14 protein-coding genes and 1 pseudogene are annotated in these 19,693 nt (G+C 63.5%); 4 read left to right on the forward strand and 11 right to left on the reverse strand.

The genetic code is table 11. From position 1 onward, the window contains the following. Nucleotides 1-98 precede the first annotated feature (98 nt). The 4 genes from WC704_RS17580 to WC704_RS17595 form a co-directional block, all read right to left on the reverse strand. Nucleotides 99-320, reverse strand: coding sequence for a helix-turn-helix domain-containing protein (locus WC704_RS17580; RefSeq protein ID WP_372892312.1), 222 nt, complete (start codon nucleotides 318-320; stop codon nucleotides 99-101). Next, nucleotides 317-748: a ribbon-helix-helix protein, CopG family gene (locus tag WC704_RS17585; RefSeq protein ID WP_372892314.1), complete on the reverse strand. Its 432-nt coding sequence runs from the start codon at nucleotides 746-748 to the stop codon at nucleotides 317-319. The genes WC704_RS17580 and WC704_RS17585 overlap by 4 nt, the downstream gene beginning before the upstream one ends. A 72-nt stretch (nucleotides 749-820) precedes the next feature. Further along, nucleotides 821-2,761 (reverse strand): relaxase/mobilization nuclease RlxS, encoded by a 1,941-nt coding sequence (rlxS, locus tag WC704_RS17590; RefSeq protein ID WP_372892316.1) that lies wholly within the window; start codon nucleotides 2,759-2,761, stop codon nucleotides 821-823. 238 nt (nucleotides 2,762-2,999) lie between these two features. Beyond that, on the reverse strand, nucleotides 3,000-3,512 hold the full coding sequence (locus WC704_RS17595; RefSeq protein ID WP_372892319.1) for a hypothetical protein: 513 nt from the start codon (nucleotides 3,510-3,512) through the stop codon (nucleotides 3,000-3,002). Between the two features lie 64 nt (nucleotides 3,513-3,576). Here WC704_RS17595 and WC704_RS17600 point away from each other — a divergent pair, with 64 nt between their 5' ends. The 3 genes and pseudogenes from WC704_RS17600 (at nucleotide 3,577) to WC704_RS17610 (ending at nucleotide 5,393) form a co-directional block, all read left to right on the forward strand. Further along, entirely contained in the window at nucleotides 3,577-4,113 is a 537-nt protein-coding gene (locus tag WC704_RS17600) for a hypothetical protein (RefSeq protein WP_372892321.1), read from the forward strand. 71 nt (nucleotides 4,114-4,184) lie between these two features. Beyond that, nucleotides 4,185-5,129, forward strand: a pseudogene (locus WC704_RS17605) (IS630 family transposase). Nucleotides 5,130-5,243: 114 nt separating this feature from the next. Beyond that, complete coding sequence (locus tag WC704_RS17610; protein ID WP_372892323.1) at nucleotides 5,244-5,393, forward strand: hypothetical protein; 150 nt, start codon at nucleotides 5,244-5,246, stop codon at nucleotides 5,391-5,393. Between the two features lie 121 nt (nucleotides 5,394-5,514). Here the strand turns inward: WC704_RS17610 and WC704_RS17615 are convergent, their stop codons facing one another. The 3 genes from WC704_RS17615 to WC704_RS17625 form a co-directional block, all read right to left on the reverse strand. Further along, complete coding sequence (locus tag WC704_RS17615; protein WP_372892325.1) at nucleotides 5,515-6,426, reverse strand: HEPN domain-containing protein; 912 nt, start codon at nucleotides 6,424-6,426, stop codon at nucleotides 5,515-5,517. A 75-nt stretch (nucleotides 6,427-6,501) separates the two neighbouring features. Then, the gene (locus tag WC704_RS17620) at nucleotides 6,502-6,840 is read right to left on the reverse strand and encodes a sigma factor-like helix-turn-helix DNA-binding protein (protein ID WP_372892327.1); all 339 of its coding nucleotides are present in this window, start codon (nucleotides 6,838-6,840) and stop codon (nucleotides 6,502-6,504) included. Between the two features lie 58 nt (nucleotides 6,841-6,898). Continuing rightward, entirely contained in the window at nucleotides 6,899-8,647 is a 1,749-nt protein-coding gene (locus WC704_RS17625; protein WP_372892329.1) for a ParB/RepB/Spo0J family partition protein, read from the reverse strand. 555 nt (nucleotides 8,648-9,202) lie between these two features. On the opposite strand from WC704_RS17625, the gene WC704_RS17630 reads away from it, so the two are divergent. Next, nucleotides 9,203-10,261 carry an IS110 family transposase gene (locus WC704_RS17630; RefSeq protein WP_372892337.1) on the forward strand — a complete coding sequence of 353 codons (1,059 nt, stop codon included), beginning with the start codon at nucleotides 9,203-9,205 and terminating at the stop codon, nucleotides 10,259-10,261. A gap of 233 nt (nucleotides 10,262-10,494) precedes the next feature. Here WC704_RS17630 and WC704_RS17635 read toward each other — a convergent pair whose 3' ends face one another. The 4 genes from WC704_RS17635 to WC704_RS17650 all read right to left on the reverse strand — a co-directional run bounded on the left by WC704_RS17635 (nucleotide 10,495) and on the right by WC704_RS17650 (nucleotide 19,650). After that, nucleotides 10,495-11,955 carry a hypothetical protein gene (locus WC704_RS17635; RefSeq protein WP_372892331.1) on the reverse strand — a complete coding sequence of 487 codons (1,461 nt, stop codon included), beginning with the start codon at nucleotides 11,953-11,955 and terminating at the stop codon, nucleotides 10,495-10,497. A gap of 10 nt (nucleotides 11,956-11,965) precedes the next feature. Further along, nucleotides 11,966-12,718, reverse strand: coding sequence for a hypothetical protein (locus WC704_RS17640; protein WP_372892333.1), 753 nt, complete (start codon nucleotides 12,716-12,718; stop codon nucleotides 11,966-11,968). Continuing rightward, nucleotides 12,630-18,932 (reverse strand): hypothetical protein, encoded by a 6,303-nt coding sequence (locus WC704_RS17645; RefSeq protein ID WP_372892335.1) that lies wholly within the window; start codon nucleotides 18,930-18,932, stop codon nucleotides 12,630-12,632. Before WC704_RS17645 ends, WC704_RS17640 begins: the two co-directional genes overlap by 89 nt. Before the next feature lie 466 nt (nucleotides 18,933-19,398). Beyond that, entirely contained in the window at nucleotides 19,399-19,650 is a 252-nt protein-coding gene (locus WC704_RS17650) for a hypothetical protein (protein WP_372892339.1), read from the reverse strand. Between the last annotated feature and the right edge of the window lie 43 nt (nucleotides 19,651-19,693).

The following is a 19,693-nucleotide window of genomic DNA, read 5'->3' on the forward strand; positions in this document are numbered from 1 at the left end:
GATGCGTCCGATGATCCGGAAAGCCGCAGGAAAACGGCAATATCGGGGCCCCTGAGGCACCCAGTACGTCAAATCCCGCCACGCCTGCCGAAAATCGCTCACACCAGCGGGTAGATGGAGGTGCCCACTTTGCCCCCCTGCCGGCTGCGATCGATGAGGCTGCGTAGGCTGTCGATGGGCACGAGCGTCATGGCGCCGACTTTAACTATTTCAATGCGCCCGTCGGCTATCAGTTCGTAGAACTTGGACCTGCCGATGCCGGTCAACCGACAGGCCTCCTTGACCCTGACTGCGATTGGCTGGAGCTGGGCGTCGGTCATGCGATGTCCTTCCTGTCATCGTTGTTCTCGATCGCAGCGATAAGCCTCGGCACCCCCCGATTGCTCGCAAGCCGGCGCGCGACCTGATCGATGAACTGCTGGTAACGCTGGCGGCCGAGCTGCCCGGTCTCGGTATCGAACGGTGGTTGGTGGGCGGTGAGCGTGAGCTGATGCGCCACGAACAGGTCGAGCATTTCGGCGATGGCGCCCAGCATGGCTTCACTGCGCTGGGCAATCCGCTGCTGCCGGTCGAGCCGCGGCCCGAAGCGTTCGTCGATCTCGTTGCTCGCCTTGCGATCGAACCAGGCGCGCAAGGCATCGGTCAGGATCGCGGTCTTGGACGAACCGGGCTTCGACGCGAGTTCGTCCAGCGCCCGCGACAGATCGTCGGGCAGATAGAATTGGTGGCGGATCTTGCTGGTCTGCATCGGACCACAATATCCGCCCGTGCCATCCCTGATGATGGTGCTGATGGGCGCTGTTGGGCTCGGCACGGGCGATCAGGAGATGCCCAGCCCCCGGCCACGCCCGATCGTCCAGCTGATCCCGCCGGTCTCACGCATGATCCCAGACACCTGTTTGCCAATCGCCTTCTCAAGCACCGGCCGCCAGGGGACGAGCGTGAAGTCACGGGATTTCTCGATGAAGGCATATTTCCCATCGCCGATCTGGACCTGTCGGCGATAGATGCCCTCGACCAGCTGGCCGTGTTTCGCTTCGGCGAAGGGCATGCCCAGCTCCTCGCTCAACTGCCCAGCCACCCGGCGCAGTTCGCGCAGGCGGAGTGTCGCGAGGAGATTGGCGCGCACGCGGATATTCTCACCCTCGCCGTCGGCCAGTTGCTGCTCGACCAGCCATTGCCGACGAAGATCGAGCGCCTTGCGTACCTCGGCACCAAAGCCCCGCCCCGTCGGTGTCGGGTTCGGGGTGGTCAGTTCCCGATCGAGCCAGGTCACGCCATCATGTCGCGCAAGCTGCTCGACCGGCGCGGTGGACAGCGTCTCGATGGTGACCGGTTGGTCGCGCAGCTTTCCGCGCTCCCAGGCTTCGACCCGTGCCAGATGATCGGGCGCGACGGCCCAGCTTCCATCGGGCCGCCGCTCGACATCGCCCGTGCCCCGGCGGAACGCCTCAAGCCGGCGGATATGCGTCTCGGCAAAGGCTTCGGTCGCGGAAGGGTCATGTTGGAGGTGCAGATCGACGCTGTAGCTGCCGCCATGCGCGACGGCGATCTCGGCGACGGTGCGATCGACGGCCCGGACCGTAACGCCGGCCGGTGCGATCCTGACGAGCTCTCGCGCACTGGTAGCCGGGGCATCGATCCCGATATCGACATAATGGCTGAGACCATCGGTGCCATCGACGATCAGATAATGGCGGTCGGCAAATTCGTCGGCGAGGCCGCGCGCGACCACTCTGCCGATGATCGGGGCGGCCCCGCCTTCGTCCGGATCATAGATGGTGTAATCGGCGGGGGATCGCTCGGGCGCGCGCTGCGTCATGGCGCGCTGCATCGTCCGGATGATGTCGCCGCGCTCGCCCATCAACCGCAGCGTCCGTTCGAGGTCGGCATCGAGCCGCCAGTTTCCTCGTCCCTCCTCGCGTGCCAGCCCCATCCGTCCGAGCGTCTGGAGCCGCCCGGCACGCAGCGACTGCTCGACACCCTCCTGATGGGCGGGACGGACCAGCCCGTCCTCGCCGATGGCCTGCAACAGACGCCGGTCGATCCCGGTGAAGCGCTCCTGCTCAACCTCTTGGCTGTTGGCGCGCAGGATTTCCTGTGGCGAACGCGGTCCCAGGTCGAGGTCGACCAGTTCAGCGGCACGGGCGCGCAAGCCCTGGGTCACATATTCACGAGCGATGATCAGGTCCTTGCCGCGATCATCCTTGCCCCGGACGATGACATGGCTGTGGGGATGCCCCGTGTTGAAGTGGTCGACCGCCACCCAGTCGAGCTTCGTTCCCAGGTCCTGCTCGACCTGCGTCATCCAACGCCGAACCAGGGGCTTCAAATCCTCATATTCGGCACCATCCTCGGGCGCGACGATGAAGCGGAACTGGTGGCGGTCACCACTGCCGCGTTCGAGGAAGGCTTTGCCGTCGACGGCCTCGGCGGCCCGGCCATAGAGCTGGCCGCGCTCGCCTTCGCGCGTGGTGCCGTCTCGCTGGAGATAGCGCAGGTGGGCGACTGCCGCCGCCTGCCCCTTGCCGCCGAGCTTTACGATCCGGGCTTTGACCACGACGCGCCGGCCGGTCCAGCCGCCACGCGACGCGAGTATCCGCCCCACCCCAGAACCGCGCCCGATCCGCACGCCGGTAAAACTGCTCGCCTTCCTCGTCACCGTGCCGCCCGCGCGGTTGACAGCGCCGCGCATCCGGTGTGCGAACGGGCGGTCATTTCCCAAACGGCCAAGCCAGAGTTCGAACGGATCGTCGGGCATCACAGGAACCTCATCACGGCAGAACCACCGTGATGCGGGGATGACCGCGCTGCCGTTCAAGGTGCTCCAAAGACGGCACCGTCCTAGCGCCCGGAACTGCGCCATTCCCGGCCAGCATGGCACTGCGGTGGAGGCAATTATCGGCGCAGCCCCACCTCATGCCTCCCCCTTAAACGACGTGCAGACGCCACTTTCTGGGCCTCATGGAGGCACAGCTTTCAATCTTGCCATCGCCTTCTCACCCTCTCCTTGCACAATGTTCTTTGTTTGTTTCATCCTTGCTGCTCTGCCGAATCACGACGAGGAACGGGCCAGTGGGCGTCCAAATTAAGCCATCGATGGTCACCGGCTGAGGCTGACTGGTGATGTCGAGACGCTGCTCGACCTGCCCGCACGGGCGAAAACGGAAGGCTTTTCGTTGGCGATTTCCGACGGCAGTCTGATCCGCGGTGGTTATGATGCCGACAGCAATCGCTGCCGGTTTTCGCTCGACGTGGAAGGTGCCGCAATCATCAAAATCACACGCGAAGATGGTGCTGATCGGCTCGAAATTGGCTGGCGGATCGACTGGATTACGCTCGCCTGCGGCGGCGATACGCTCTGCCCGATCGATGCCGATGATGCGCAAGATGCGCGGCAGCTGGCGTTCGATATCAATGTCAGACAGGCGGCCTTGGTCGTAACCCACGTCAAAATTGGGGTGGAAAGCGGCCCGGCCAGTTTCGCGCGGCAAGGTTGGTATAACCGACATTCACGTTAGCGGCCTCGCCAACCAAATACGTCGATTTCGGCGGCCCGTTCGGTATAAGAGTCGTGTGAACAATAACGATCTCGACTTACCGCGCGAAGCTATTCGGCGAGCGGCGGTTGATCCGTCGAGCATTGCCGCACGATCGAGTTTTGCAGCATTCACCGCTGAAACGTTCAAGGCCTTGGGTGAGAAGCTGTTCGTCTGCGGTCACATACTTGGTTTCGACCGGCGCGACGGCCTTTCACCGTTTGGGCATGGTGATGATGCCGTGGTGGCGGTTTCGATGCTGCTACGCATTGCGAGCGAACTCGTATCGGGTTGCGCCGACCTTGTGAACAGCCGCCGTCATTACGCTGGCGCGGCACTTGTCCGACAGCTTGTCGAAGTTGAATATTTGGCGTGGGCGTTCGAAAAGAACGATGAAGAATGCCGCCGTTGGCTTCGCAGCACACGCGAGGAACGGTATTCGTTCTTCACGCCAGCCAAGCTTCGCAAGGCGGCTGACGGTCATTTCCGGAGTGCTGACTATAGCTTTCATTGCGAGTTGGGCGGGCATCCGGTTCCAGGCTCATGGCGGCTACTAGAGCCGTTTGTGATCTGACGGAGTCGGAGGGGGATTCCCAAAGTGACTGAGTTCTGATTCAACCTGCTGGCTGTTGGAGGTCGGCATGGATGACCAGAGCGTATTCGCAGGATTTGCGCGATCGGGTGATTGCTGCGGTTGAGGAAGAGGGTTTGTCGCGCCGGGAGGCGGCCCGGCGCTATCGGATCAGCGACGCAGCGGCAGTGCGGTGGCTTCAAGCGCTGCGACAAGGTCGGCGCGGCGCGCTGGCCCAGGGCGGCGACCGGCGGTCGCGCCTGTCGGGGCATCGGGGCTGGCTGCTCGCGCTGATTGAGGCGGAACCGGACCTGACACTGCTTGCGGTCGCTGAGCGCCTGCTGGCCGAGCACGGCGTTAAGGCCGATGCCGGGATGCTGAGCCGTTTCTTCACGGGCAACGGGATCAGCTTCAAAAAAAAGCGTCTACGCCTCCGAGCAACTCCGGCCTGACGTGGTCGCGCGACGCGCGGCATGGCGGGCGATGCAGCCTGTGCTCTCTGAGCGGCGCCTGATCTTCCTCGACGAGACCGGCGTCACCACCAACATGGTCCGGCGCTACGGGCGCGGCCCGCGTGGCAAGCGGGTGCGGGGCTATGCCCCGGCTGGACACTGGAAGATCACGACCTTCCTCGCAGGCCTGGCAAGCGACGGGATCGTCGCCCCCTTCGTCGTCGATGAGCCGATGAACCGGGCGATCTTTACCCAATATGTCCGCCAGTACCTTGCTCCCGAACTCAGGCCCGCGACGTCGTGATCCTCGATAATTTATCCAGCCACAAAGGCGCAGAAGCCGCCGCACTGGTCGAGGCCTGCGGGGCAACGCTACTCTTCCTGCCGCCCTATAGCCCCGATCTGAACCCGATCGAGATGGTCTTCGCCAAGCTCAAACACCTGTTGCGAAAGGCCGGCGAGCGAACACGCGAGGGCCTGTGGAACCGGATCGGCTCTCTCCTCGACGACTTCCCGCCGCATCAGTGCTCAAACTATTTCAGGCATGCCGGATATGCTGCGGTATGATCACAAACGGCTCTAAACGACGCTGAAGCGACCGGGCAATTGATGCTTTCCGATTGCCTTGGTCATTCGACCCACATTTGGAACCACTTTCTTGGTTGGGCCAAGAGCTACGACGTGAACGACAAGGCGTTTGCCGACATGGTGTTCGGTAACGATGCGAACGCCAAGGTAGCGGAAATGCGCCAGCGCAATGACGAATGGAAGCGACTCGATACGTTGACCGCTTTGCCACCACCTCCAGTGGGAGACGTGGCGAAGCTTTGAACTAATCATCGAGCCGAGCAACGGGTGTCCGGCGGACGGCATGTTTCAGGTCTTCGACAACCAGAACTGCAAGGCCGACATTGTGGTCGCTTTCCGCCAGAGCGACTATCCACCTCAAACCTCACGCCGCCTTGGCGAGGGTCTCGATCCGCATTTCGCAGGCTTGCCGGACAAGGGTCTGGAGCAGCGTCACGCGCGCCGCGATCCAGTCGAGTTGCTCGGCGGTAATGCGATAGGATCGCGAATAGCGCGCCTTCACATAGGCATCGCGCAGCAGCGCATAGCAGCGTTTCTCGAAGCGGGTTTCGCGCGGCCAGACGGCTTTCAGCGAGGGTTCGAGTTCCTCGGCCAGGTCGCGCAGCCGGTTCAGATTATGGGTCTTGGGGCTGTACAAAGTGCGGACCAGAAACAGGCAGTGATAGAAGCGTTCAGTGGCCTGATGAAAGTCAAAGGCCGCCTCCTTCAAATAGCCTTTCGTGAGGTCTTCATTGGCTATTTCCAAACGGCGGCGCGCGCTCTCGAACCACTCATCAAAATAATCCTGCGTCTCTTGCAAGGCCTGCGCTGGGGATAATGGTTGCGGGTCGGCGAACGGATGGCCCGGCTCCTCGAACAGCACGATGCCGTCGCGCACGATATCCATGAAGAAGTAGCGGCCGAGCATCAGCTTCTCGTTCACCTCGTCGAGGCTGTGATAGATCAGGCTGACAGGCGTGCGCAGCACGGTGCCCGCCGACAGGTCGGCGAGAAGCTGGCTCTCGGTCTTCTCCCAGAATTCGGCGAGGTCGGTCAGATCGTCATGATTGACGACGACCAGCAGGTCATAATCCGAGAAATAGCGCCCGACCGGATCCTCGACCCAGTCGCCGCGCGCATAGGAGCCGAACAATATGACCTTGAGCAACCGGCCATCGCGGAAGCGCGGCTGGGTGCGCTGCGCGGTCGCGCGCGCGAACCCGGCCCGCACGATCTCGACCACATGCGCCAGTTCGCGCTGCTTGCCGTCGGGCAGATGATCGAGGCCGGTCTTCATGGGAACAGTCCTAACCCGGCATGACACATCCGCCAACCGTGCCGCGTGAAGACGGCAAGATTGGCGGTAAAATCATCACCTTTGCCGCCATCGCTGCCACCAATGCCGGTGCGGCGGGGCTTCACCATGCCGCAGGTGATAATCAAGCTGGCACAGGCCGCGGGCGAATTGGCGTTCGACAGCACGCAAGGAAAGGCCGGTTACTTTGGCGATCTGATCGTAAGTCATCGCGTCCAGGCGCACCGCCAAAAATATCTCGCGGCGGAGCTTGGGCATTGATAGCAACGCCGCTTCAAGTCGTGCCAATAGTTCGGGATCGGATGCCCCGCTCGATATCGGATCGCTCGGCTTGATCGACCGTTCCAGAGCGCGCTCCGCGCGCTGATTCATGTCGGGTTCGGGGGTGTCGGTCATGGGGATATCTCCCGTGCAACAAGGGACCGGCGGGCCGCAGACCGCCGGTCAAGGCGGGTCATGCAGCCTTCATCATGGGCGCGACATCACTCTCGGCATGGTGCTCCGCTGCGCCCCCCGGGGTCATGGCTTCGACCGCACTGGCCGTCCGGCCGACGCTCGCGACACCGCCCCGTTCAGTGTAGCCAGTGGCCGGAAAGCGCAGCCAGCGCGGCACCCAGCCCTCGACCTTGGCACGGCCATTGGTGCCGTCGAGGCAGTCGCGGATGATCTGGCGTTTGACCTTGCCGGTTTCCTTGACGTTGGCGTCGGCAATCTCCTTGCCCGCCACCTCGGCCAGCATCGTGTCGATGACCTCGCGGTCGCGAATGCCGTCGAGCAAGGCGGTATCGGCCTGCCAGACTTCTGCCATGTCGATGCCAAGCTGCATCCCCAGCGCATCGACCAGATCGCTGCGGGCATCGAGCGTTTCGCCCATCACCACCGCCAATATGTCCATGACGGTCGCATCATCGAGGGTGGACAGCTTCGCAAACAGGCCGGTCAGTGTGCCCCCGCCCCGCGCGATGGTCGGGGCATCGGGGTCATAGTCCAGCGCCGCCAAGAGCTTGCGCCGCTGGGCATCGAACCGCGCCTCGGACAGGCTGTTCTCGACGCTCTCGACAATGGCATCGGGGCCACGCTGCGGTTCGATCCTGACCGTCCACAGCGATGATCCCGCGATCATATGCGCGACCGCGACGCGCAGGCAGATGCCGGGCATAGCGATCATCCGCGCTCTGACGGCAGCGTGGCGGTGCAAATCGATATAGTCCTGCTGGCTGGTGGAAACCTCGGGCCGCTTGGGCGTGTCGATGGCTTCGTCCTTCGCGAGCTTGCGCGCCTCCCTGACGGTCACATAGCCTTCGTGGAAGGCAACATCGCCGCGCGCACTGACCACGACATAGACTTTGCCACCCTTGCGCTTCGGGCAACGCTCATGCTCCCAGCTATGGAATGGCTCACCCTGCGGCAGCACGACGACGTCGCTCCATCCGGCCTCGCGATAGGTCTCGATGCGAGCCTCGATCGCTTCGTTCTGTGCGGTCCAGAACGCCGCGACATCGGCGAAATAGCGATCGTCGCCGAACAGGTCAGAGACGATGCCGCCGCTGTAACCATCGACATCGAACAGTGCGGCGCTGACCGGGATCGACATGCCGCCGAACACCCACGCCTTCAAGGAATGGCCGGTCGGGCAATAGGTGTTCGGATCGTCGAGCAATGCCAGCCATTGCTGTTGCTGCGCTTTCGTCGCGAGAGTCAGATGCCGCACGGTGGCCGCGTCGATCTCACCGCGCCGGTACAGGTTGCGGATGCGCGGGAGCAGGTTGCCCAGCGCGAGTGTCCGTTTCACCTGCAACTCGGTCAGCCCGAAGGTGGTCGCGATGTGCTCGGGGGTTCGGCCTTCGCGCACCAACCGCGTGAAGCATTCCCAGCGGGTCACTTCATCGGGATCGAGCCGGGCGATATTCTCGATCAGTGAGGCTTCGAGCGCCGCCGCGTCGTCGCCGGCTTCGATCACCGCGCAGGGCAGTGCCTCGGCTTCGCCGGTTTCCTGCGCCACCGCCAGCGCGGCCTGATAGCGCCGCTTGCCCGCGACGATCTCATAGGTGTCGGGACTGCCATTGGTCCGCACTATCAGCGGCACCAGCACGCCGCGTGCGCGCACCGATGGCAGGATGTTGGACAGGTCGGCCTTGCCCTTGCCGCGCATGTTCACGCTGGAAATGGCGAGATTGGCGATGTCGATATGCTTGAGTTCCATCTTTCTCACTCCTTCAAACCGCCGCAACCGGCGCCGGAATGGCGGGTGGGCGGCAGGAGCGAACCGGCAGGCCCGCCGACAGAGCCGGGCTGCATCCGCAGGACCAGAACGCAGTGGAGGACTCGGCAACGCCGAGTTGCGGCCCGGCGCGGCGGGCCTAAAGGGTAGCGACGCCCACCCGCCAGATCGACGCCGCCAGGCCAACGCCGCCGCGCCCACGGCGCGGCGACCGCCGGGTCGGCGCGCAGCGCCGGCCCCATGCGTTACTGATCGTTGCCCGAATGGGACGAGACGCGCGCAGCGCGGCTCGGTGGAGCGCAGCGGAATAGAGCAGGGTCGCGCCAACAGCGCGAAACGCTCATCTTATATGGAGACAGCCCGCTGAACTAAAAAACTTCATAAACTATTCATAGGCTTAGGAGAATATTTCAGCGTCCACAGGGACAAGGGAAACGCTTCGCCGGAACCTCGCAATAGGCGCGCCGGCCAACGGTGCGACCTAGCTTCTCAAGGTGGTGCGCGCTCCCCGTTTGATAGTTGGAGGTTGCGGTGGAAATGCAACAATTCTGGGCCGGGCTGGACATCGGAGAAGGCAAAACGGCGATCTGCGTCACGAGCGATGCGGGCGAGGTGCTGCTCGAGCAAATGGCAAGATCAGACATTCCTGGCGTTGCTGAAGTTCTCGAGCCCTTTACCCAGATCGGTGGTGTGCGCGTCAGCATCGAAGCCGGCATGGGCAACCAGCTTGCGAGAAAGCTGCGGAAGCTCGGCTACCCGGTCGTCGTTTTTGACACGATCACGTCGAACAAATTCCTTACGATCAGGCGGAACAAGACAGATGCGAACGACGCGCGCGGTCTGGCTGACCTGGGGCGGATGCGTCGGACGGCGGCGGTCTCAGTTCACGTAAAAAGTGTCGAAATCCAGCGCCTGCGATCCCATCTGGTATTCCGCGACCAGTTGCTTCGCCAGAGGACCGCGCTCGACAGCGCCGTGCGCGCACTGCTGCGCGAGAACGGAGGAGACACGAAGGCCGCGCCACCCAACAAAGGTTGGCGGGTCAGGCTCGAACAGGAATTGATCCGGCTAAGGCACGATGAGGAAGTGGATCTCACCGCGCAGGTCGGGCCGATGGTCGAGGTCAGGGAAGCCCTGGATCGGTATGTAAAATCGGCCGACAAGCAAGTGCTGCAGACGGCCGAATCGAACCCGGTCACCAAGAGATTTCTGCAGATACCCGGCGTCGGACCAATCAGCGCGCTCTCATTCTACAGCGCGATCGAAAATCCGATACGCTTTGCAACGTCCGCGGATGTCGGCGCGTATCTGGGGCTCGTCCCCAGGGTGAAGCAGTCGGGAACGATCTGCCAGCGTTCGCGAATCACAAAAGCGGGCAACAAACTGACCCGGGGTCATCTTGTCATGGCCGCTGGAGTGTTGATCAGCCGAACGAAAACCGAATGCGCCATAAAGGATTGGGGCCGGCAGTTGGCGGCTCGCGCGGGGCACGGGAAGGCGAAGGTGGCAGTTGCCAGAAAACTCGCGACCCTGATGTTGAGCTTGTGGAAATCCGGTCGCGACTTCCAGCCCTTCCCGATACCTAGTCGAACTTGAAGCCTACAGGCTTGGACCCCGTCCACATGTCTAGAGCATCACTCAGTACCAGGAGCTGGGGCCAAGCCTGTAAATCGTTTATGTGGATTTTCGCCGGGTGGTCGGCGCGGATGTCCAAGTCTTCTGACCAAAGGCGCCGACACGCACTCAAGGGCGGTCTCAACACCCGGCCTCGGGATCGCATGGTCTGCTTGGACTGTGTCGGATCCGGCCTGCGTCGGCGCGGATGCATCTCAGCGCCCGCGCAGCGCCCGCCACGCTTGTTTAATTCTCACCCAAAACGGCACGGGTGACGGCTTGTCGCCCAACAGAGTTCCGATCACCGGATCCACGAGCGCGGCGCTCTGCGCAAGGCGCGTCACGGTGGACAGGCAGGCGACATAAGCGAGCCTGGCATCATGTAGAGACATGTCTTCCGGGCCGAACCCGCTATGGACGAACTTTCCCCGAGCGTCGAAGAGCTGCTCGACCGCGGCGTTCAGCGCCCGCGGCGCGCCTGCTTGGTCCAGGCAAAGAGTGGCGCGTCGCCGGATTCGGGCTGTCACGCCTCCGGAATAGCTGTCCGTCAGCAAGGTCTCGAACGCGATCGCGAGCGTGATCACCCGTTCCGATGGTCGGACGTTCGTGCGGAAGGATCGGCGGAAGTAATCGAGCGATCGGACGAGCTTCACATAGAGCGAGGCTTCCCTCGTCTCGCGTCTGTCGAGCAACTGATGGGTGAGATACCCTGACTCGATCTGCCGCAGCGTTTCTAGGTGGCGTTCGAGTTCGCCATTGCCGCTCAGTTCATTCCAGCCAGCCAGCGAAATCCGCACATCGACGTCGCTCGCCTCCACGAGCGACAGCTCGTCGACGTTCCGCGGAATTCGTTCAGCCTCTAGTCTTCCGAGGCGTGGCGAGACCTCGATTCGCAGATAATGATTGATATCAAGCGTTTCCTGATTGTTCGCCCGGCTGCTATCCATCTCGCCCTTCAAGCCGGGCGCCTGGAGAGATGCGATGAGCAGCAGCGCGGTCAGGGTCCTCATCCGCAGCTGGTAGAACAATTGGTTTTCGTAGGGGTCCTGTGAGTAGCTATTGAACCGGAATGCCATGACGGGATTGCGATGGAGCCAGGAGAGGCGGTCGCCTGCCGTGTAGGATCGGATCCCTCCGGCATCAAAACCGTGCGCAATGCCCATCGGGCTCCGCGCGCCCTCCAAGAGTGTGATCGTCTTTTCGATATCGTTCGTCTGAGCCATCACGAAAAGGCCCGCGGACTCGAGTAGCAAATGAGGATGTGGCCCGTCGCGGAAAGAGTCCCGCAAGGGTCTCGCGATGCCAAATCCGTGAAGCGGAAAGACGATCATGCCGGGATCGTGCAGTTGATGACCGACGATCGCATGAAAGACGGCGGCGGCGATATCAGTCTCACCTGCAGTGACAGCCTGAAAGATCAGCTCGTCGATGACGCTGAGGCCTACGAAGCAATCGCGGCGCATGAAGATACGCGCAATGCCGGCCCGTGCATGCCGCAGATGGTGATCGAAGCTGCGTCGCCACCTCCCGTCCACCGCGGCATCGTCGGCCGTGACCAGCTGCTCAACCGACGAGTAGGCGGCAACCGCACTCGTTTGCTTCGCAAGCCAGGTAGACTTGGTCCGGGCGGTGCTTTCGAGTGCATTGAAGTCAGCGATCAGATCGGCGGGCGTCATGCCGTTGTGACTAATAGGCATTGGAGTCCACGCCGCCGATGTCGACCTCAGCCTTAGCAAGCCGCTCGGCTAGGTCCTCGCGGACCGCCTGCGCGCCTGCCAGAAAGTCGTCCATTTCCTTTAGTCGCGAACGAAGCGTCCTTGTTACCACACTGGCATCGATGCGACGATCGAAGTCAACCTCCTCCGACGCGCGCACGAGGCGGATGATCGCGGTGACATCCGGCGCGTCGAGCTTCGCCTCCTTGGCGAGCCGCACCCACTCAAGGATTTGATCCGGCGTGTTCTGGACCGCTAGCGCGATCAGATGCCGGATGACCGACCGCGCGGCCGTGTCGAAACGACGGGCCTTCTCCAAGTAGGTCGGCTGTCGCGGCGCCGGGTCGCCCGGCACGTCGAAGTCATCGAAGTCGTCATATTGCAGCACCGTGCGATAGTAGAACGGTCGCTCCTGATCTGGATCGAGTGCGGCGAGTGTGTCGAGGACACCCTCAACGGGTTCGAATGGCCGGCAACCCTTGGGCAAGCAGTTACGGTGCTGCCAGACCTCAAGCACGGCCGCGCGGCAGCGCTCCTCAAGCTGGACCTTCTGCTCCGCCTGGGCATCCTTAGCGGCCGTGATCAGCCCGGCGAGATGGTGCGCCATCCAACGCCCCAGGATGTCGTTCGACTGCTCAAGATCGAGTTCGCGAACGAGCGCCTCGCCGAGCTCGAGCACCGACTGGAGGGAACTCGATTCCGCCTCCAGGGCGGAGGACGACATACCTTGTGGCTTTGACGGCATCCATCTTCTCCTTGTCCGAATAGCGACTGTGCCGGGTCTCCACCCGATCCATGCGCAGCCTGACCTCCATAACCAGGTGCATGCCGGTGATCTTCATCAGGCGGTCGAGCGCCCCTCGTGTCGCCAGGAGACGCTGCCCGCGATCGTGGACCATGTCGCGGTCAGATTCCTCGCCGTCGCTCCAGACCTCCGCACAAAGCTTCACCGATCGACGAGCATCGCGCCAGACTCGCTCCATCCGGTCGCCCGTCGCGCCGATTGCGCTCAACATCGACTGACCGGGGACCGGAAGCTTCGCCCGTAGGCCGCCCGCCCATGGGTCATATCTGTCGAGGCGCCTGTCCTCCTCCTCGCGGCGCATGATGCCCCGTATTACCCATCCGTCGCGATCGATCTCATCCTCGTCGCCCTCCAACGTCGGCAGACGGTAGTCGTCATGGTGTGTGGCACTTTGGAGCGCCTGCGCGAGGTAGGCCGAGCGCTCACCCGACACCAGCACGCAGTCGATATCGACGCACTGCTGGATGAACCCCCGATGGGTTTCCCATTCGGCCGAGGCGACGATCTTGCCGCTGGGCGCCAGTATCAAGCGCTCGAGATCCTCGGCGCCCAGCCGGTCCGATGGCCCCTGCATCGAGAGGTCCAGCCAGAGACCCGTCGGCTTGTCGTCCCTCCGGTCCGACAGCCACACCTCGCTGCGCAGACTCAGCCGATGTCGGTCGAGCCACTCGGCGAAACGGTCAATAACGCCCTCACGGGCTTCGAGCGGCTGCACTTCAAGCAGCTGGCCGGCGACGATCATCAAGGCATGCGCCGACTGGTAAAACTTCAGGTCGTCGACGTTCGGCCAGTAGCTTGAGAGGCGAAAATAGTGGTCATTGTTGAACTGTCGACGCATCAGCCGGGCGTCGCGTTCGTGATGCCCGTCCTCCTCTAGGCCGAAGAGCTGTCGGATCACCCCAACCGCCGCCTTCTCGACGACGCCGGTCGCGACGCCGAAGACGTCGGCCAGCGGCGACGCCCAATATTGTCCGAAGTCGTGCGCGACACGGAAACCGTCGTCGAGCGCATCCGCACGCGTTCTGCCCCTCCGACGCCCTCCAACACGTTCGCCCGGCGTCAGCTTCGACTTGTTTATGGACGTGAGCTCCGCACGGCGTTCGTCGTCGAGCGTCATCAAGCCATTCGCGTCGAGAGACACGATCGCGTGCGCCGCGAACTCCCTGACGAGGACATGCGGGTTCGAGCGAGCGCCCCACATCCCCAGAAGCGGTAGGAACCGCGCCACCGAGGCGGGGTGGTCATCGGACGCCCGCGCCAGCGCGATTGTGAGCCAGAGCCGAGCGTTCAGGTCGTAGAACCGCAGCTGAGGTGCGGCGAACCCGCACCCGCCCCCATCACTCGCAAGACGTGCGATCGCATCGAGCACCACGCCGCGATCAAGCGCGCATAGCGCCCGGACGGTGTGCGCCGCTTCCCACCTACGTTCGGCCCACGGTGAACCGAGCGCCGCCCATATGAAGCCGGCGATCGCCTCGGATACCGATGCCGGTGGCGCGACCTCGGCGCGCCAGGGACCATCGTCGCCGTCCAGCAGCAGCGGCTCGAGCAGACTAAGACCATATCCCAGTGCCTCGGAAGCCTCGTCGGGCGTGAGCATCGTCGAGAGGAGGCCGGCCAAGTTGAATAGGTCGTCGTGATCCACCGGCAGCGCGGTGTCGCCCATGGCCTCGACGGCCTCCCTGAAGAGATCCTCCCTCGTCAGGCCGACTTTCGCGGCGAGTCCCCAAGGCAGCGGCTGATAGCTGCGGCTCGTCGTGACCCGGTCGTTCTCGCGCTGTACGAGGTTAATGAGGAAGCGCCTAGTCGCCCGCTTGACGGCTAGGCTGGCGAACCAGTCCTCGGGGATCGCCTCCAGCAGATGTCGGGCATCGTAGAGGCCGGCGGTTCTCGTGGCGTCGATAGCAGCGACGAAGTCCGCCTCCTGTCCGGCAGGCACTCGCGCAATCCCTTCCGCATAGAACACGTCCTGCGACCATGGCGTCTTTCCAGACTTCAGGCGCTCCTGTGCCGCGGTGAGCCCGCCGGGCGTGCATAGCGAGAGTCCCCTGAAGATCGCGTTCCAATCTTTTCGGGCCTTCCTCGATCGAAACCTGCTGTCCTGGCTAGCCATCTGGCCAGACCAGCGCTCTCGCGCCGCCTTGGCGGTTGTGCGGGCCAAATTCGCCGCTTCGGTCGGATCGACCCCGGCTTGCTTCAGAATCGCCGTCACCTTTCGCCAGTCCTTGGCGTCGAGATGGCGACGGCGAGCGTATAGGATGAAGTGACCCGCTATCCGGCCACCCTCGTCAGCGGCATCGGCCGTGGCAAGCGCGCGCTTCAGCATCCGGAGACGGGACCAGCGGCTCTCGAACGGAAGCAGCGAGATGGCGTCGCGCGGATCGAGCGCGCCTTTGGTCCCCAGCACTCCGACGAGCCCGCCAAGCGTCTCCTCCTGATTGGCGAACTTGCGGTCGATCCACCGGCTCAGGACCGTCGGTGCGGACGCCGGCGACAGCGCCGCCAACGCCTCGATGGCGTAGTCCCAGTCGAAGCTCGTGCTGTAGGCGACAACGAGCTCGGCGACTCTCGAGAAGCGGTAGGCCATCTCGGGACGGTCGGTAGCATCGGCGCCGGTGGCCTCCGCTAGATTGGCAAGTGCCTGCCATCTCGAGAGGTTTTCCTCGCCGATCTTGCCGGAGACCTCGATTGCCTGCTCGAAGAATTCGGCGGCCTCTGTCCTGCTGACGAGCAGAACAGCGCGGCAGGCGTCCACGTACACGTCCGCGATACCATCAGCGTTCTCCCGCTCGGTGGACATTATTGTGAACGCGGTCCGCGCTAGGTCGAGGCAAGTCTTCGCGCAGCCGCTGGTCCGTCCCGCGCGACGTGCGACCGCGATCAGCGTCGGAATGAACAGGGGCCGCGAAAGCCCCTGCCGCCACTGCTCGAACATTTCGAGCGGTCGCGCAGGCGCGGCCGCGCCGAGCGCCACCTCACCCCACAAAATCGCGACCTCGTCCTCGGTCGGGCGGTCCTCATCGTAGTGCCGAGACCCGGCGCTTGAGGACGCAGCCCTGGCGGCCTCGATGCGGGCCTCAAGGTCTTTGGGCAGGATCCTGCCAAGCCGGGCGTCGGCCGCGAGCTGATGCCAAGGGAGCAGCACCCCCATGTCCTCAGCGAACCTGACCACCTCGCCGGAGTCGGCATTGTAGGATCTTCGGCGCTTGCCCTTCTGCTTTCCCCGGGCTGGCTTGAGCTCCGGCGGCTTAAGCCGCTCCGACGTCACGACCTCCCCTCGAAGCGCCGCCCTTATGCAGTAGGCCGCCATGTAGATCCCGCGACGGTTCTGGAACGCAGCGGAGCGACCGCCCAGCATAGGCGATCTGGCGGGCAGGTAGCGCGTCAGTGTCCGCGCGAGCAGACGCCGCGGCGCGATACGCATACGTATGGCAGCGACCACGACATCGCTCACGGCGGCGAGCACCTTGATCTCGCCGCCCATGCTCGACGGCTCTCGAATCCTCAGGTGTCGGCTGGTGACGAGCCGGGTTGTGCGCTCGATTGCCTTCCTGGGCGGGAATCGGCCTACCGCCGCGAGCTCGGACGTGATGGCCAACAGCAGTCCGAGGTCGTTGCCGGCGGCGATCGAAAGCTCGTCGACCAGTTCGAATCCCCCGGCGTCGATCAGCCGCGAGACGAGGATGCGACCAGCCTCGTAGGACCTCTCGCGCGCCTTCCACCGCCTGAGATACTTTGCACAGCTGGCGGCGCCGTCGAGCCTGATCGTCGCGAAGGCCATCTCGGCGATGTCCACTTTGGTGACATTGCCCCCCTTCGATCCAGGCACGGGCGGTCGGATGGCCCAGTGCATCAGCCATTCGTCCGAGACCCGCAGCCTGCTGCGCGCGTCACCAGCGAGATCGGCCGAACCAGACAGGAACGCCGCCTCGTAGGCGTGCTCGGACCCCACCCAGTCGCCGCCCGCGATGAGCCGGCGCGAGACATGCTCAAGCATCCGGTCGGGTTCGAGGAACTGTGCACCGAGATCGGTGTTCGCCGATATCAGCTTCTGCTGGCGGGCATCCGCGGCCGTCTCGCCACCTGCCTTCAGCGCCAGTTTCGTCGCCTCGAGATGCCGCTTGTCCCGGATCGCCGCCTTGAGAGCGAACTGGAGGCGCTGTAGCGCCACGTCGCGGCGGGCCATTGCAGGCTCCCGCGGCAATGCGTCGTCGGTGAGCGCAAGCCGCACTAGCTCGTCGAAGCGGCCGGCCTCGAGGAGCAGATGCGGAATGCCGGCTGCTACATATGCGCTCTCGCCGGCGAGCGGGAGCAGACGCTCGATGAACGCCTCCAGTTGCGCACCGGTTGGCTTGAAGACGTTCCGGAACCAGGTCTCGGTGGGCTCGTCCCGGAACTGAATCGCGTCCTCGCGCACGATCAGCGGCCGCTGCAGGTCGTTGGCGAGACTGCGCACCAGCGCGATCGGCACGTCCGCGACACGCGCGACGACACCGAGCGGGACGAACGGCCGCAACGTCGCGAGAGCCGAGCAGACCGTGGCGATATGGTGCTGGTCGGCGGTCGGCGTGTCGGCAAGAACGTGGTCGACCGCCGACTGAAGCAGATCGCCGATCAGGATTTCGACCGTGCGAGGTTCACCTGCCAGACTGAGGAGCACGTCGCGCAGGGAATCCTGCTGCGAAAGTGCGGTCGCCTGGACGCGCGGGTTCATCGACGTCTGCCGATGAAACTCGAGCACGTCCTGATCAAGCGCCGTCGGGAAGAAACCACGAAGGTGTGCAGCGGACTCCGTCTCGTCGAAGGGCTCGAGCTCAAAAACCTTGAGCGTCGCCGGTGGTTGAAGCTTCGATATCCTGTGTCGCCGCGAGGTCATCACGATGCGCACGTTGGATGGCCAGCTCGTCACGCGAAGCAGTAGCCGCGGGAAGCTCGGCGAGTCGTGAATCTCCTCCGCCGCCATCTCGGCGTTGTCCGCCGCATCAATGACGAGGCAAAGGACCGCGGCGCTCTCGTTGTCGCGGATGGATGCCGCCGCCGCCTCCAGTCTCGCAAGGAACGCCCGCACATATGCCGCGGGGTCGGCCTTGCTGGTGGGGATCAACGGACTGCACAGCGACCGGCCGGCCATCTCGTTGGCAAGCTGGACGAGGCCGTCCCGGCATCGGTGGCGGTATTCGCTGGGGCTGCGGTAGGAACCGTTCCCGAAGCAGTCGTAGACCAGCGTCTGACTTCCTGCGGGAAGCAGAGAGCCGAGCTGCGTCGATAGCACCGTCTTGCCGACGCCCGCGTCCGCGCTGATGATGCTGAGGCTGTCACCGGCGACGATCCGCGACGCGAGTGCCTCGAGTTGCGTCCGCCGGACCACCGTCTGCGGTGGTTCGATGCGGGAGGGCGCGGGGTAGAGGTCGCGCGTGTCCGTCCCGAGCGCCTTCAGGACGTCGAGCCGCGTGATCTCCGGCCTATCCTCGAACTTCGTCGTAGCCCGCTGCGCCACGAGATCCTTCATGTGAACCGGGGCATCGCGATCGGCCTCGGGCAGGTAGCCGGAGACGTCGTCGCGAAGCAGGACCTCCTGCTCGCCGAGATGCTCGACGCGAGCGGTCAGCGTCAGCAGCCTGGCGAATGCTGGTGCGACATCGGCAGGCAGACGGGTCGCGTGCGCCGCCGCGCGCGCCTTGGCGCTATCCTCTCCGGACCTGATCTGATCCAACCCGGAGACGAGCGAATCGGCGAATGGCCGGTTCGTGACGAACTCGAAGCTGAACCGCGCAGCGACATCGGCCTTGCCGAAGGTCTTCACGAGCTCCGCGTAGCGCCGGCCGAAGTTCTGCAGCGTGTCGGTGAGGTCACTCGCAACCCATTCCTGCTCGGTGCGAAGGGTAGAGTGCTTCAGCTGGATGTAGCGGACGTGGCTCGCCGTCGTCGGATCAGTAGCGCCGCGATACTCGGCCACATCGATCGAATCGGCACCCTCGACGAACTGTCCGCCGTCCGGGATGGCTGGCCCCTCGATCGCGACCGCAACCAGGTCGGTGTCCGGCGCCAGTAGAGCAAGGCAGCGTCGCGCAGCCCAGTAGTAATGAAATTGATCGCCATCTCGGCTTGCTCTGACTGGGTTGACTGTCGCCATCACTGATCTCTAGCCGACCACGATCGAGCAGCGCCACCTCCTACGGAAACATCTGATCCGTCCTGCGAGGATCTATTTCTCGGAGAAGCGCCAACTTAAGACTTAAAAGGCGCCCTTGACGCTGACGGGGGGATTTTCGGCGGTGACAAGCGCCAGGCGGGTCGCTACAAATTCGGGGTCAGAACAGTGAAATAGTGCTTCGAACCCGGACATTTGGCGCTTCCGGGGGCCAGATTGGGGGCTCTAGCCAACATCAATACATCTTTAATAAAATGAAATCAGCGGGTTAGGCTATCCTATTCGATTCCCTTCACCTCCAAATCTTTGGATTCGTCCAAAGGTTTGAAATATATAGGTAAAAATCAGCGATTTTTACCTGTGTAGGTTTTGTGTAGAATAACTTGCGGAATTGATGGACGGTCACGCGACTCCGCGTGCCCTCTCTTCCACCGGCACACTCCGAACATCAAAACAATTCGCCCTGCCTGCTGCGTTCGATATGCGCGCGCCATTCGGGTTTGGCGGCTTCCTCGTCCAGCCATGCCATCACCTGCGCCACCACATCGCCGCCGTGTTCTTCGACGGTGCCGGGCTGGTGGAAATGCGAACGGTAGCCAGTGTCGGTGATGGGAAGTGACCTGCCCCCCGTTGGTTCCCTCGATCTGATGTAGAGTCTGCCCGCTGGAAGGAGCAGACGAATGAGGAAGAGCCGTTTCACCGAGGAACAGATCATCGGGATGATCAAGGAGCAGGAAGCCGGG

The organism is Sphingomonas sp., assembly GCF_041661885.1.
In the GTDB taxonomy this organism is placed as follows: Bacteria; Pseudomonadota; Alphaproteobacteria; order Sphingomonadales; family Sphingomonadaceae; genus Sphingomonas.

What these genes read in the sequence shown, in the direction of transcription:
- WC704_RS17580 (WP_372892312.1), bottom strand. Translation starts at nt 320, where the DNA reads ATGACCGACGCCCAGCTCCAGCCAATCGCAGTCAGGGTCAAGGAGGCC.
- WC704_RS17585 (WP_372892314.1), bottom strand. Translation starts at nt 748, where the DNA reads ATGCAGACCAGCAAGATCCGCCACCAATTCTATCTGCCCGACGATCTG.
- rlxS (WP_372892316.1), bottom strand. Translation starts at nt 2,761, where the DNA reads ATGCCCGACGATCCGTTCGAACTCTGGCTTGGCCGTTTGGGAAATGAC.
- WC704_RS17595 (WP_372892319.1), bottom strand. Translation starts at nt 3,512, where the DNA reads ATGTCGGTTATACCAACCTTGCCGCGCGAAACTGGCCGGGCCGCTTTC.
- WC704_RS17615 (WP_372892325.1), bottom strand. Translation starts at nt 6,426, where the DNA reads ATGAAGACCGGCCTCGATCATCTGCCCGACGGCAAGCAGCGCGAACTG.
- WC704_RS17620 (WP_372892327.1), bottom strand. Translation starts at nt 6,840, where the DNA reads ATGACCGACACCCCCGAACCCGACATGAATCAGCGCGCGGAGCGCGCT.
- WC704_RS17625 (WP_372892329.1), bottom strand. Translation starts at nt 8,647, where the DNA reads ATGGAACTCAAGCATATCGACATCGCCAATCTCGCCATTTCCAGCGTG.
- WC704_RS17630 (WP_372892337.1), top strand. Translation starts at nt 9,203, where the DNA reads ATGCAACAATTCTGGGCCGGGCTGGACATCGGAGAAGGCAAAACGGCG.
- WC704_RS17635 (WP_372892331.1), bottom strand. Translation starts at nt 11,955, where the DNA reads ATGACGCCCGCCGATCTGATCGCTGACTTCAATGCACTCGAAAGCACC.
- WC704_RS17640 (WP_372892333.1), bottom strand. Translation starts at nt 12,718, where the DNA reads ATGTCGTCCTCCGCCCTGGAGGCGGAATCGAGTTCCCTCCAGTCGGTG.
- WC704_RS17645 (WP_372892335.1), bottom strand. Translation starts at nt 18,932, where the DNA reads ATGGCGACAGTCAACCCAGTCAGAGCAAGCCGAGATGGCGATCAATTT.